Genomic DNA, 13,253 nt, shown 5'->3' with positions numbered 1-13,253 from the left:
CGTCTGTCGGGATTCACAGCAAGCAAGACGTGGATGGCCGGAATAAATCCGGCCATGACGAAGGGTGACAATGAACTCTCTCCCCAATTCCTTCCGATCCGGTCCCGACGAGCGCGGACACTTCGGCATTTTCGGCGGCCGCTTCGTGGCGGAAACGCTGATGCCGCTGATCCTCGATCTGGAGAAGGCCTATGCCGAGGCCAAGAGCGATCCGGTGTTCCAGCGCGAGATGGCCGGCTACCGCAAGGACTATATCGGCCGTCCGTCGCCGCTATACTTTGCCGAGCGCCTGACCGAGCATCTTCGGGAGATTTCCGCGGCCTCCGGCCGCGCTGGCGGCGCGAAAATCTACCTGAAGCGCGAGGAGCTGAACCACACCGGCTCGCACAAGGTCAACAACGTGCTCGGCCAGATCCTGGTCGCGCGCCGCATGGGCAAGAAGCGCATCATCGCCGAAACCGGCGCCGGCCAGCATGGCGTTGCGACCGCGACGCTGTGCGCGCGCTTCGGTCTCGACTGCGTGGTCTATATGGGCGCGGTCGACGTGGCGCGGCAGGAGCCCAATGTCACCCGCATGGAGATGCTGGGGGCGAAAGTGGTGCCGGTGCAGTCCGGCACCCGCACGCTGAAGGACGCGATGAACGAGGCGCTGCGCGACTGGGTCACCAACGTGCACAACACCTTCTATTGCATCGGCACGGTGGCGGGGCCGCATCCCTATCCGATGATGGTGCGCGACTTCCAGTCGGTCATTGGCGATGAGACCCGCGCGCAGATGCAGGAGGCGGAAGGTCGCCTGCCGGATTCGCTGATCGCCTGCATCGGCGGCGGCTCCAACGCGATGGGGCTGTTTCATCCTTTCCTCGACGATTCCTCGGTGGAGATTTTCGGTGTGGAGGCGGCTGGCCACGGCCTCGACAAGCTCCACGCCGCCTCGCTCACCGGCGGGCGGCCCGGCGTGCTGCACGGCAACCGGACCTATCTGCTGATGAACGACGACGGTCAGATCCAGGACGCGCATTCGATCTCCGCGGGCCTCGATTATCCCGGCATCGGTCCGGAGCATTCATGGCTGCATGAGACCGGCCGCATCACCTATCTGTCCGCGACCGACGAGGAGGCGCTCGCCGCGTTTCAACTGCTGTCGCGGCTGGAGGGCATCATCCCGGCGCTGGAATCGGCGCACGCCATCGCGCGTGTCATCGAACTCGCGCCACAGCGGCCGAAGGATCACCTGATGGTGGTCAACCTCTCGGGCCGCGGCGACAAGGACGTGCCGCAGGTCGGCGAGATCTTGAAGGGCAGGAAGAAGTGACCACCCGTATCGACACGCGCTTTGCCGAATTGCGGAAGCAGGGCCGCGCGGCCTTCGTCACCTTCCTGATGGCCGGCGATCCCGATCCTGCGACCTCGCTCGCGATCATCAAGGCGCTGCCTGAGGCCGGCGCCGACATCATTGAAATCGGAATGCCGTTCACCGATCCGATGGCGGACGGCCCCGCGGTCCAGGCCGCCGGGCGGCGCGCGCTCAATGCGGGCATGACCGTGACCAAAACGCTGCAGATGATCCGCGACTTCCGGAAAGGCGAGGACGCGACGCCGGTCGTGCTGATGGGCTACTACAATCCGATCTACATCTACGGCGTCGAGAGGTTTCTTGTCGACGCGAAGGCGGCCGGCGTCGATGGACTCATCGTCGTCGATCTGCCGCCGGAGGAAGACTCCGAACTGTGCATCCCGGCGATGAAGGCCGGGCTGAATTTCATTCGCCTCGCGACGCCGACCACCGACGACAGGCGGCTGCCCGCGGTGCTCGCGAACACCTCCGGTTTCGTGTATTACGTCTCGATCACCGGGATCACCGGCAGCGCGGCGGCGGACGCGGCGGCCGTCGGCGCAGCGGTCGGGCGTATCAAGCGCCATACCGCCCTGCCGGTCTGCGTCGGCTTCGGCATCCGCACCCCGGAGGCAGCGCGCGGCATTGCCGAGGGCGCCGACGGCGCGGTGGTCGGCTCGGCGCTGGTCGACGTGCTCTCCGGCAGCCTCGATACCGAGGGCAAGGCGACGGCCGGGACGGTGCGCGCGGTCGCCGATCTCGCGGCGTCGCTGGCCGAGGGCGTGCGGTCGGCCAGAGCGGGATGAGGAAAAGTGTGTGCAGCGGTTTTCCGCCTGCATCCGCTCCCATCATGATTCAGGCAGGCCGCGGAATAGTCTTTACTTTCCCTTTCCCCTTGTGGGAGAGGGTGCCGAACCGCATTTATCCGGTGAGGCGGGTAAAGGAGCGGTGTGCGTTACGGAGTGAAGCATGAACTGGTTGACGAACGTCGTCCGCCCCAAGATCCGCAACATCCTCAAGCGGGAGACGCCGGAGAATCTCTGGATCAAATGTCCGGACACCGGTCAGCTCGTGTTCTACAAGGACGTCGAGAGCAACCAGTTCGTCATTCCCGGCTCGAACTATCATATGCGCATGAGCGCGGACGCGCGGCTGCGGTCGATCTTCGACAACGAGACGTGGTACGACGTCGCCTTGCCCGAGGTGACCGCCGACCCGCTCAAGTTCCGCGACGAGCGCAAGTATGTCGATCGCATCAGGGATGCCCGCGCCAAGACCGGGCTCCATGATTCCGTGAAGGTGGGATACGGCAAGCTGGAAAACGCCGGCGTCGTGGTCGCGGTGCAGGATTTCGATTTCATGGGCGGATCGCTCGGAATGGCGGCGGGCGAGGCGATCGTGCGCGGCATCGAACTCGCGGTCGAGAAGCAATGTCCCTTCATCGTGTTCGCGGCCTCCGGCGGCGCACGGATGCAGGAAGGCGTGCTGTCGCTGATGCAACTGCCGCGCACCACGGTTGCCGTGCAGATGCTGCGCGAGGCCGGCCAGCCCTACATCGTGGTGCTGACCAATCCGACCACCGGCGGCGTCACCGCGTCCTACGCGATGCTCGGCGACGTCCACATCGCCGAGCCCGGCGCGCTGATCGGTTTCGCCGGCGCGCGCGTCATCGAGCAGACCATCCGCGAGAAATTGCCGGACGGTTTCCAGCGCGCCGAATATCTGCGCGACCATGGCATGGTCGACATGGTGGTGCATCGCCATGAGTTGCGGCCGACGCTGGCGCGGCTGTGCCGGCTGCTGACCAAGGCGCCGGCGTTCGATGCCACGGCAGAACCGCCGACCCCGACTCCGGACGAGGCGGTTGCCGAGGCGGTACAAGCCGCGGAGGCGGCGCCGCCGCCCGCGCCTCCCGCGTGAGCGCTGTTCCGCCCCGTCAAGCGCCGCTCGGCGAGGTCGTCGCGCGGATTTCGAAGCTGCATCCGAAAAAGATCGATCTCACGCTCGGCCGGATGTGGCGCATCCTCGAACGGCTCGATCACCCCGAACGCAAGCTGCCGCCCGTCATTCATGTCGCCGGCACCAACGGCAAGGGCTCGACGGTCGCCTATCTGCGCGCGATCCTTGAGGCCGCCGGCTTGCGGGTGCACGTCTTTACCTCGCCCTATCTGGTGCGGATCAACGAATGCGTGCGGCTGGCCGGAACGCTGGTCGGCGACGACGACCTGCGGGACGCGCTGCTCGACTGCGAGCGCGCCAACGGTGGCGAGCCCCTCACCCAGTTCGAGATCAAGACCGCGGCCGCCTTCCTGCTGTTCGCGAAAACGCCCGCCGACGTGTTGCTATTGGAAGTCGGCCTCGGCGGCCGGCTCGACAGCACCAACGTGGTGGAAACCCCGCTTGTCAGCGTCATCACGCCGATCGGCATCGACCACGTCGAATTCCTCGGCGGCACGCTGATGCAGATCGCCGGCGAGAAGGCCGGCATCATCAAGCGCGGCGTGCCGGTGATCTCTGCTGCGCAGTTGCCGGAGGCTCAGGCCGTGATCGAGCAGCGGGCGAAGCAGGTGCGCAGCCCGCTGCACGCCGCCGGCCAGGATTGGCACGTCGGCATGGAGCATGGACGGCTGGTCTATCAGGACGAGCGCGGCCTGCTCGACCTTGCCGCGCCGCGGCTGTTCGGCCGCCATCAGTTCGACAACGCCGGCCTCGCGGTCGCGACACTGCGGGCGCAGGACCGGTTTGACATCGACGCGGCGGCGGTCGAGCGCGGCGTCACGAGTGCGGAATGGCCGGCGCGGATGCAGCGGCTGACGTCAGGCAGGCTGGTGGATCGAGCGCCGCGCGACGCCGAGCTCTGGCTCGACGGCGGGCATAATATCGACGGCGGACGGGTGGCGGCGGCTGCGCTCGGTGATCTGGAGGAGCGGGTGTCGCGGCCGCTGGTGGTGATAACGGGCATGATGGGCAACAAGGATGCGAAAGGCTTCCTCGCCAACTTCGCAGGACTGACCCGCCACGTCATCGCCGTGCCGATTCCGGATACGGACAATGCGATGCCGCCGGACGTGCTGGCGGATGCGGCGCGCGCGTTCGACATGCGCGCCGAAACCGCGGTGAGCGTCAGCGCGGCGCTGCAGTCGGTGGCGCGGCTCGCCTATGAAATCCCGCCGCGCATCCTGATCGCGGGATCGCTCTATCTCGCCGGCCACGTGCTGGCGGAAAACGGCACGTTGCCGAGCTAAATTATTATTTTAATGCAAACGTATCGGTGATGCGTTGCGAGCCCCCTCTCCCGCTTGCGGGGGAGGGTGGGGGCAATTTCAGTGAAGATGCCCCCACCCGAACGCTTCGCGTTCGACCTCCCCAGCAAGCGGGAGAGGTAAGAGGCACATCCAAACAAAAACGGCCGGTGGTGAACCGGCCGTTCGCAAAATTTCAAAAAATCGGAAGCGGACGAATCAGACCGTGGCGGTGATCCACTGCTCCAGTTTCTGCTTCGGCGCCGCGCCGACCTGACGCGAGGCCAGCTCGCCGCCCTTGAAGATCATCAGCGTCGGGATCGACATCACGCCGTATTTGGAGGCCGTCCGCGGGCTTTCGTCGACGTTGAGCTTGACGATCTTGACCTTGCTGCCCATGGCGCTGGAAATCTCGTCCAGCACCGGACCGATCATGCGGCAGGGGCCGCACCACTCGGCCCAGAAATCGACCACGACCGGGCCAGTCGCCTTGAGCACTTCCGCTTCGAAATTGGCGTCCGAAACCTTGCCAACAGCCATGGAATACCTCGTTGCCTCGATGAGATAGCGCGCCGTGAAAGAACGCGCTTGGAACTATGTGCCAAGTTAAGAAGGCGATCCTGCCGGGTCAAGGTTTCTCACGCCGAGATGAGGGCTTTCAGCTCGGCCTCAAGCATCGCGGCCGAAATCTCCATCAACTCAGGAGTCTCGGTCCAGAGCAGCGCGGCCCTGACGGGCAATCGCGGATACAGCCGGGCCAGCAACGCGCGGTAGAGCGCAAGCTGGCGAACATAGGCCGGCGGCGCTTGGGCGGCGCTTGCGGGCGGCGCGTGGCCGGTCTTGTAGTCGACGATCAGAACCGCCTCCGGCGTGACCACGAGGCGGTCGATCTGGCCGGAGACCGGCACGGGATCGCCGCGCGGCGTCGTCAGCCGCCCGGCGATCGCCACCTCGGCCCGGCTGCCGTCCGCGAAGACCGGTGCGAACCGCGCATCAGCGATCAGGGACAGCACCTGCGCCGCCAGCGCGTCGCGCTCGGCCTCGCTCCAGCCGCTGGCATTGCGGGCGAGATGGGCCAGCGCGATGTCGCGGCGGCGGTCGGCCGCCATGTCGGGCAGCGATTGCAGCAGGCGATGCACCAGCGTGCCGCGCAACAGCGCGCGGTTGCGCTGGCCGGTGGTTTCGCCGGGCCGGATGCGTCGATGCGCCGTGTCGTCCGCCTCCGAGGGGCGCAACGGCCGGTTCGCGGGCGCTGCCGGCGCAGCCCTCGCAAGCAGCCACGGCGGCAGGGCGACCTGCGCTGCGATGGTCTCCGCCACCGGACCGGCGGCGGCCGATGCGTCCTCCCCCGGCCGGCTGTAGCGCCTGACCGTGCCGGCGACGGTCTCGATCTCCTGCATCGCGAGGCCGGACTTTTCCAGGCCCTTGCCGATCAGGTCGTACCAGGACAAGTCCCGGACCTCCTTGCGGTTGCCGGGCATGCAGCCGCCGACGATCAGGCGGTCGGCCGCGCGCGTCATCGCGACGTAAAGCAGGCGGCGATATTCGTGCTCGGTTTCCGCGATCATGGCGGCGCGGGCTTGCGCCACGCAAGGCGGATCCTCGGCCTTCCGGCCGGCCCAGACCGTGACGCCCGCCGCATCGGTGGGCGCGTTGCCCCGCGCCATGCGGATCAGGCTGAGGCGCTCGGTGTCGGCCGGCGAGGTCACGGTATCGGCGAGGAACACCACCGAAGCCTCCAGCCCCTTGGCGCCATGCACCGTCATCACCCGCACCTCGTCGCGCGAGATTTCCATGTCGCGCTTCACCTCGGTGTCGGCGGCGCGCAGCCACGCCATGAATCCCTGCAGCGACGCGGGAGCCTTGCGCTCATAGGTCAGCGCCAGTTCGAGGAATTCGTCGAGCGCGTCATTCGCTTCATGGCCCAGCCGCCGCAGGATTCGCCGCCGCCCGCCGTCTTCGCCCAGCAGCCACGCATGGAACGCGAACGGCGTCTCGCGCGCGGCGCGGCCTTCGCACAGTTTCAGGCGATCGAACGCGTCGCGGAACTTGTCGCCCGTCCCGGCGTGCTCGGCGAGCGCGTCGCGCAGTGATCCCTCGCGCTGCCAGGCCAGCGTGAACAGGTCGTCGTCGTCGAGGCCGAACAGTGGGCTCTTCAGCGCCACCGCCAGCGCCAGATCGTCCTGCGGCAGCAGCAGCGCATCCGCAAGGTTCATCAGGTCGATGATCGCGATGTGCTCGGTCAGCTTGAGGCGGTCGGCGCCGGCGACCGGAATGCCGGTCTGCTTCAGCGCCTGAATGATCGCATCAAAAGCGTTGCCGCGCCGCCGCACCAGCACCATCACGTCGCCGTATCTGAGCGGACGGCGCGCGCCTTCATGTCCTGTCATGGTGCCGCGCGTTATCAGCGCCTTGATCTCGCGCTGGATGCGTCGCGCCAGCTTGACTTCCGGACTGGTCGCCGACACCGCGTCGAACGGTGCGCGCCAGCCCTCGATCTCCTCCCGCTTGTCGCGCTCCTCCAGACTCCAGAGGTCGACGATGCCGGGCGCGGCGTCGGCAAGCGATTCATGCACGGGATGTGCGCCGACCGCATGGATGCTGCCGTAGATCGCCTCGTCGCGGAACACGTAGTCGACGGATTCCAGAATCGTTTTGCCGGAGCGGAACGAATAAATGAAATCCTCCTTGCGAAACGGAAGCTCCGCGTCGGTGAATTTCCGTTCCAGCTTGCTTCGCCGTTCGTCGAACTCGCGCGGCGCCGCGCCCTGGAACGAGAAGATCGATTGCTTCTCGTCGCCGACCGCGAACACCGTCCGCCGCACGCCCGCGCGCGCGCCTTCGCCGGTCGTGAAGTCCGCGATGATGCGCTCGACGATGTCCCATTGCTTCGGGCTCGTGTCCTGCGCCTCGTCGATCAGAACATGGTCGACGCCGCGGTCGAGCTTGTAATGCACCCAGCCCGGCGAGGTCTGGTTCAGCATATCCAGCGTCTTGTCGATCAGGTCGTCATAATCCAGCAGGCCGCGGCCCTGGTTCTCGCGCTGGTAGTTCGCGGCGATCGCGGTGGCGATGACGAGCAACGATTGCGTGCGGTCGCGGATGGTGAGCGCGCGGCGGCGTTCGAGCAGCGCGATCACACGCAGGCATTCATCGGCGAGCATCTCGGCGATGTCTGGCCTGACATCGCTGATCTTCCTTGTGACGAAGGATTTGCGCGGGTTGCCGTCCCCGGTCAGGAAGACATCGAGATAGCGATCTGTTTGCGCGGCTTCACCGACCATGGCATGCGCTTCGCGAAGGCGTTTGGCTTGCTCAATGTCGGATTTGTTGCCCGCTTCCAGAAACGCGGCGAGCGTCCGCCATTCCGATCGCGGCAGGTTCGGCCCATCGACGATCTCGCGTTCGACATCCTCGACCCGCCCGGCGGGATCGACGCCGAGTGCGGCGGCGACATCGCGGATCGTCTGTTCGATGCCGCGATTCTCGGTCCAGGCCATGACGTGGTCGCGGCTGAGGCATGCCTGATTGAGGACGTCCCGTAGCGTGGTGTCGGCCGCCGCGCCCATGGCGTATTGCAGCGCGCGGCCGCCGGCGCTGTCCGGATTCTGCGAGGCTTCGAGTATGACCTCGAGGCTGGCGCGCTCCATCATCCCGGTCTGGTCGCGCTCGTCGAGCACGGTGAAGCGCGCGGGCACCCGCGCCTCGAACGGAAACTGCTGCAACAGCCGCGTGCACAGCGCGTGGATGGTCTGCACCTTCAACCCGCCCGGCGTTTCCAGCGCGGAGGCGAACAGTTTGCGCGCCCGTTCGCGCCATTTCACATCGGGCTGCGCGATGCCGACGTCGCGCAGCGCCGCGTTCAATGCGTCATCGTCGAGCGCGACCCATTGCCCGAGCGTTGCGAACACCCGCTCCGACATGTTGGCGGCGGCGGCCTTGGTGAAGGTGATGCAGAGGATGCGCGCCGGATCGACGCCATTGAGCAGAAGGCGGATCACGCGCTGAACCAGAACGTGAGTCTTGCCCGATCCGGCATTGGCGGACACGAACACCGAGGTCGCCGGATCGGACGCGCGCTGCTGGCGCGCGCTGGCGTCGGGATGAACGGGGCGGGACGCCTTCACCATTCCTCCAGTCCCAGCCCGCCAGCCGCCGACCATTCCTTGATCCGCGCCAGATCGTCGTAAGTGCCGTAGCGCGTCTTCCACATCGGCAGGTCGAGCGAGGTATAGCCCTGCGCCTCATTGTCGAAGGCGCGGATCAGCGCGGTAAGTTTCTCAAGGGCGCGATCGGCGGCCTGATCCGGCGACTGCCTGTCGGTTTTGCTCCTGTCGAGATCGACCGGCTTGGGTTCGCCGGGCGGATTGTTGCCGCTGAGGCGAACATAGACGAGTTCGTTCACGGACGCTTCTGTGGGGATGCCCGCAAAGCCGCCGCCGCGCAGGATCGCGGATTCCAGCGTAAGCTGCGGCGATAGCCCGAGCCGCACCTGCTTGCTGCTCGGCGGGCTGCCGGTCTTGTAGTCGAGGATGGCGAAGCTTCCGTCGCCGAGATGCTCGATGCGGTCGGCGCGCGCCGACAGGATAAAATTGCGATCGCCGTCGATCGGGATCTCGATTGCCCCGCTGATCTCGGCGTCGATCGTCACGAGTTGCGCCCGTCGCGACGCTTCCCAATCCGCGAACCATGCCGCGATGCGCTGGAAGCGCGGCCACCACAGCGCGCGCGCCTCGGGCCGTTGCATCAGCGGCGCGAAGCGGGTCTCGCCGATGGCGCGAAGTACCTCTGCGGGATTGTCCGGCAAGGCCACCGGATAGGCTTTGGTGAAATCGCCGAGCGCGTCATGAATGGCCGAACCGCGATCGGCTGCCGACAGCGGCATGTCGACGGGATCGAGCGGCGTGAGTTTCAAAATGTGTCTGGCGTAGATGGTGTAGGGATCGCGCAGCCAGTCCTCGATCGCGGTCACCGACAGCCGCGTCGGCCGCGCCGCGCGCGGCGGCTTCGGCGCGGGCTGGACGATGGGCCTGACCTCGTTGGGACGGTCGAGCGCCTCGGCGTATTGAATATAGCGCGCGCCGGCTTGCAGCGCGGTGGCCCAGCGCTCGCTGCCCGCGACGGCTTCGAGACGATGCAGGAAGCGCGAGGCCACTGCCGGCGCGCCGCCGGCCTTGGCGGCGTGGCTGAGGATGACGTCCTGTGCGCCGAGCAGTTGCGCGAAATCGTGCGCGGACAGGCCGATGCGCCGCTCGGGAAGGTCGAGCCCAAGCTCGTGCCGCATCGGGCGGCTGAGCCAGGGATCGCTTGGCGGCGCCGGCGGCCAGACGCCCTCGATGAGACCGCCGAGAATGACGCGGTCGCAGTGGGTGAGACGCGCTTCGAGAGGACCGAAGATCCGCAGGCTCGACGTCGTGGCCTGGGGTCGTCGCACGATGCGGTCGCCGAATGCGGTCTCGAACGCTTCCGGATAGTCCGCGATCCTAACCGTCAGGCCGCTGCGTTCTCCCCCCCGACCGAGATCGTCGAACGCGGCGGCGAGTGCCGCGCCATGCTGCCCCTCGAACGCGGCGGCGATGCCTTGCTCGTCGCGCGACAACGCCTCGATCGCGTCGCGATGCTGCGCGGCGAGCACGGTGAAGTCCGCCGACTGCGTTGCGCCATCGCCTTCGAGTGGCGCCAGCGCGGCCTGCAAGGCCGCGATCAACGCCCTGATATCGTCGAGCTGATGCGGTTTCAGCGCGGCGCGGCGCTCGCTGCGATGGAGCGACGAATTCTCGCCGCAACCGAGCTTGTCCAGTTCGCCGCAGAAGCGCGCGAACTCGTCCGCCAGTCCCCTGCAGCCCGGCGGCGGTCTCGTGCCGCGCAGGATCGCCAGTTCCAGCGTTGCGACCGCGCGCATCCAGCCGCCAGCCGCACGGCCGAGCCGGCACAGCGGATGCTTTAGTAACGCCAACAGAGTCGGCGGCTCAAGGTCGTTGCAGGCCGCCTTCGCGGCGAGTCGCGCGAAAATTCCCGCGGGCGTGTCCATCAGCGCGTCACCGCCGGAATCGTCGAAGTCGAGATTCCAGCGCCCGAGCGCCGCCATCACGCGCCGCGCCAGCGCGCGGTCGGGCGTCACCAGCGCCGCCGTCTTGTTCTGGTCGTGCGCCTCGCGCATCGCAACGGCGATGCCGAGCGCCTCCATTTCGGGATTGGCGGCGGCGATCACGGCGAGGCCGGTCATGCCGGCTGCGATCTTCTCCGCGACCCCGGGCTCGGCAAGTCGCGCGTGCCACCTCGCCGTGGCGTCCGAGGGGCGCATCGCCTCTGAGGCCAGCAGTTCGCGTCCGTAGGGCGCAGACGCGCCGAGCGTTTCGACCTCGCTGCGCGCGATGCCGAACCGCTTGAGCAGGGCGTGCAGCGCGAACTGCGGATGACCGGCGGCGGGCGGCGTGGTGAAGTCGCCGCTGGTCTTGTCCCTGATGCCACCGATCAGTTGCCACGCATCTTCGTCAAGATCGGTGTCGAGCCCCGGCAGCACCACCGCGCCTTGCGGCAGTCCGGCGATGACATGCAGCAGCCGCGCGGTCGAAGGCATCGAGCCGGTGGACCCCGCCGCGATCACCGGCCCCGCGCCATGCGCGGCGAGCCGCGCGGCTTCAGCCTCGATCAGGCGGTCGCGCCGCGCCGCCGGTTCGATCCGCCCCGTTTCCTTTAGGTGCGCCGGCCAGTACTCGCGCGCGATCTTCAGGAAATCGAGCGTGAGCTGCCAGTATCTGTCGAGCGCGTCGGGCACCAGGGCGTCGAGCGCGCACCAGTCCACGCCGCGCGTCGCCATGTCGTCCATCAGCCGCGCGAGGTCGTCGGCGAGCGCCAGCGTCGAGGCCGGACCGCCGAGAACCAGCGGCGTCTGCGCCGGATCGCCGGGCCTCAGTTGCCGCGCCCATGCGTCGATGAGCTGCGCCAGCGCCAGCCGGCGCGACAGTCCGTCAAGCGCGGGCGGCAGGTCGAGCGTCTCCGCCGAAGAGGAGGCGGCCTGCGCGAAGGCCAGTTCGTCCTCGTCGATGTCGCCGAGCGCGACGATGCGCGGCAGGATCACGGCATCGACATTCAGCACATCGAGAAAGATGTCGTGCGCCATGCGGCCGGCGCGACGGGTCGGCAGATAGAGCGTGGCCTCGGCGAGCCGTTCAGGCTGCGCGCGCGGACGGAATCCCTCGATCAGCGCGCCATCGACCAGCGCGGTGATGACGGTGCGCAGAAACGGCGCTGACGGGGGGACGTTGCGGACGCGCATGAAGGACCTTGATTCGGGATCAGGCCATCATGGCACGTGCGGGGGCGGGCGACGACCCGCGACACCGTGCTCAGGCGGCGCTGACCAGCACCGCTTTCTCGGCGGCCTCGATGGCGTCGGGCGTTCCGACATGCATCCAGACGCCGTCGAGCCGCAGCCCGAACAGGCGTTCGCGCTCGCTGGCGCGATCGAACATGGTCGTCAGCGAGAATTCGCTGACGGGCGCGTCGGCGAACAGCGCGGGCGACATGATGGCGACGCCGGCATAGACGAACGGAACGACCTGGTTTTCATTTCGCTTTTGCAATGCGCCGTCGGGAAGCATGGCGTAGTCGCCGCTCCCGGCATAGCCGATGCTGCCGGCGGTCGGCGCCATCAGCAGCAGGATATCCATGCGCGCGGGATCGAAGGTCTCGGCCATCCGCGTCAGGTTGGGACGCGCGCCGTCGATCCACATGGTGTCTGCGTTGAGATGAAAGAACGGCGCATCGCCGAGCAGCGGCAGGGCCTTGGCCACGGCGCCGCCGGTGCCCAGCACCTCGTCGCGCTCGTCGGAGATGATGATCCGCGGACGGCTGCGATGCGCGACGTGATCGATGATCTGGTCCGGCAAATAGCGGACGTTGACGACCGCTTCGCCGACGCCGGCCTCCGCCAGCCTGTCCAGCACATGATCGAGCAGCGGCTTGCCGGCCACCGGCACCATGGGCTTGGGCATCCGTTCCGTCAGCGGCCGCATGCGCAAGCCGAGGCCTGCGGCGAGCACCATGGCTTTGGTCGGGGTGACGGGCATTCTCGGCGAGGCCTCCGGCGCTTCCTGGTGTTTTCAAGCGAAGCGGATACCGGTTCGCATGAACAAAACGCGTCAAAACAAAAAGCTGGAGCCCGGCTTTGATTCCATCAAAGCCGGAATAGCTCTGGTCGATTCACTGAACAATATCATGACAGGGGCGAATCGCATCGATCGCTCAGGCGATAGCCGCCCGGCATGACGCCTTCGTGGCGAAGACGTGACGCGCGGATGCGGTGCGGCCTTCGTTGCGCGGATCAGGCGTCCGCGGGGGCGCCGTTTCGCCGGGCGGTCCTTTTTCTCTTGTCGCTCGGGTTCAGAAAATTGACGCCGATCTGATCGCCGTTGACCCAGGCCAGTTCGCAGCGGCGATAGGCAAGGCCCGTGGATGACAGCAGCAGGAAAAATTCCTTCAGATGGAGACCTTCGATGGAACCTTCGACGGTGAGCTTGGCGCCATGTTCGGATACATCCTCCATGGTGCAGTCACGGCGCCAGGTGCCGTCGATGCCCATCATGTGCGCGCTGTACCCGCGCTCGAAGGTGACGCGTTCGCCCTTGCGCCGTTCAGCACCCATGGCCCGCTCCCGTCGTCGAGGACCGCAC

At 67.1% G+C, this 13,253-nt stretch carries 10 protein-coding genes; 5 read left to right on the top strand and 5 right to left on the bottom strand.

Translation table 11 applies throughout. From position 1 onward, the window contains the following. Window positions 1-70 precede the first annotated feature (70 nt). From trpB to ACMDCM_RS14105, 4 genes are all read left to right on the top strand, one after another. Window positions 71-1,315 (top strand): tryptophan synthase subunit beta, encoded by a 1,245-nt coding sequence (gene trpB, locus ACMDCM_RS14120; RefSeq protein WP_412774141.1) that lies wholly within the window; start codon window positions 71-73, stop codon window positions 1,313-1,315. Continuing rightward, window positions 1,312-2,142: a tryptophan synthase subunit alpha gene (gene trpA, locus ACMDCM_RS14115; RefSeq protein ID WP_412774140.1), complete on the top strand. Its 831-nt coding sequence runs from the start codon at window positions 1,312-1,314 to the stop codon at window positions 2,140-2,142. The genes trpB and trpA overlap by 4 nt, the downstream gene beginning before the upstream one ends. Before the next feature lie 163 nt (window positions 2,143-2,305). Beyond that, window positions 2,306-3,256 carry an acetyl-CoA carboxylase, carboxyltransferase subunit beta gene (gene accD / locus ACMDCM_RS14110; protein ID WP_412774139.1) on the top strand — a complete coding sequence of 317 codons (951 nt, stop codon included), beginning with the start codon at window positions 2,306-2,308 and terminating at the stop codon, window positions 3,254-3,256. After that, the gene (locus ACMDCM_RS14105) at window positions 3,253-4,581 is read left to right on the top strand and encodes a bifunctional folylpolyglutamate synthase/dihydrofolate synthase (RefSeq protein WP_412774138.1); all 1,329 of its coding nucleotides are present in this window, start codon (window positions 3,253-3,255) and stop codon (window positions 4,579-4,581) included. The genes accD and ACMDCM_RS14105 overlap by 4 nt, the downstream gene beginning before the upstream one ends. Window positions 4,582-4,797: 216 nt before the next feature. On the opposite strand, the gene trxA is transcribed toward ACMDCM_RS14105, so the two are convergent. The 4 genes from trxA to ACMDCM_RS14085 all read right to left on the bottom strand — a co-directional run bounded on the left by trxA (window position 4,798) and on the right by ACMDCM_RS14085 (window position 12,650). Next, window positions 4,798-5,118, bottom strand: a complete 321-nt coding sequence (gene trxA / locus ACMDCM_RS14100) for a thioredoxin (protein ID WP_009796619.1) — start codon at window positions 5,116-5,118, stop codon at window positions 4,798-4,800. Window positions 5,119-5,216: 98 nt separating this feature from the next. Next, on the bottom strand, window positions 5,217-8,708 hold the full coding sequence (gene addA / locus ACMDCM_RS14095) for a double-strand break repair helicase AddA (RefSeq protein WP_412774137.1): 3,492 nt from the start codon (window positions 8,706-8,708) through the stop codon (window positions 5,217-5,219). Then, window positions 8,702-11,857, bottom strand: a complete 3,156-nt coding sequence (gene addB, locus ACMDCM_RS14090; RefSeq protein ID WP_412774136.1) for a double-strand break repair protein AddB — start codon at window positions 11,855-11,857, stop codon at window positions 8,702-8,704. The genes addA and addB overlap by 7 nt, the downstream gene beginning before the upstream one ends. A 70-nt stretch (window positions 11,858-11,927) precedes the next feature. Next, entirely contained in the window at window positions 11,928-12,650 is a 723-nt protein-coding gene (locus ACMDCM_RS14085; protein ID WP_412774135.1) for a nucleotidyltransferase family protein, read from the bottom strand. 58 nt (window positions 12,651-12,708) lie between these two features. Between ACMDCM_RS14085 and ACMDCM_RS14080 the strand changes: the two genes are divergently transcribed. Next, window positions 12,709-12,849, top strand: a complete 141-nt coding sequence (locus ACMDCM_RS14080) for a hypothetical protein (RefSeq protein WP_412774134.1) — start codon at window positions 12,709-12,711, stop codon at window positions 12,847-12,849. A 55-nt stretch (window positions 12,850-12,904) separates the two neighbouring features. Here ACMDCM_RS14080 and ACMDCM_RS14075 read toward each other — a convergent pair whose 3' ends face one another. Further along, complete coding sequence (locus ACMDCM_RS14075; protein WP_412774133.1) at window positions 12,905-13,225, bottom strand: PilZ domain-containing protein; 321 nt, start codon at window positions 13,223-13,225, stop codon at window positions 12,905-12,907. Between the last annotated feature and the right edge of the window lie 28 nt (window positions 13,226-13,253).

It is taken from the genome of Nitrobacter sp. (genome assembly GCF_047149785.1).
GTDB lineage: Bacteria > Pseudomonadota > Alphaproteobacteria > Rhizobiales > Xanthobacteraceae > Nitrobacter.
This window is presented reverse-complemented; position numbering and strand designations above follow the sequence as displayed.

What these genes read in the sequence shown, in the direction of transcription:
- addB (WP_412774136.1), bottom strand. Translation starts at nt 11,857, where the DNA reads ATGCGCGTCCGCAACGTCCCCCCGTCAGCGCCGTTTCTGCGCACCGTC.
- ACMDCM_RS14085 (WP_412774135.1), bottom strand. Translation starts at nt 12,650, where the DNA reads ATGCCCGTCACCCCGACCAAAGCCATGGTGCTCGCCGCAGGCCTCGGC.
- trxA (WP_009796619.1), bottom strand. Translation starts at nt 5,118, where the DNA reads ATGGCTGTTGGCAAGGTTTCGGACGCCAATTTCGAAGCGGAAGTGCTC.
- ACMDCM_RS14080 (WP_412774134.1), top strand. Translation starts at nt 12,709, where the DNA reads ATGAACAAAACGCGTCAAAACAAAAAGCTGGAGCCCGGCTTTGATTCC.
- ACMDCM_RS14075 (WP_412774133.1), bottom strand. Translation starts at nt 13,225, where the DNA reads ATGGGTGCTGAACGGCGCAAGGGCGAACGCGTCACCTTCGAGCGCGGG.
- addA (WP_412774137.1), bottom strand. Translation starts at nt 8,708, where the DNA reads ATGGTGAAGGCGTCCCGCCCCGTTCATCCCGACGCCAGCGCGCGCCAG.
- accD (WP_412774139.1), top strand. Translation starts at nt 2,306, where the DNA reads ATGAACTGGTTGACGAACGTCGTCCGCCCCAAGATCCGCAACATCCTC.
- trpB (WP_412774141.1), top strand. Translation starts at nt 71, where the DNA reads ATGAACTCTCTCCCCAATTCCTTCCGATCCGGTCCCGACGAGCGCGGA.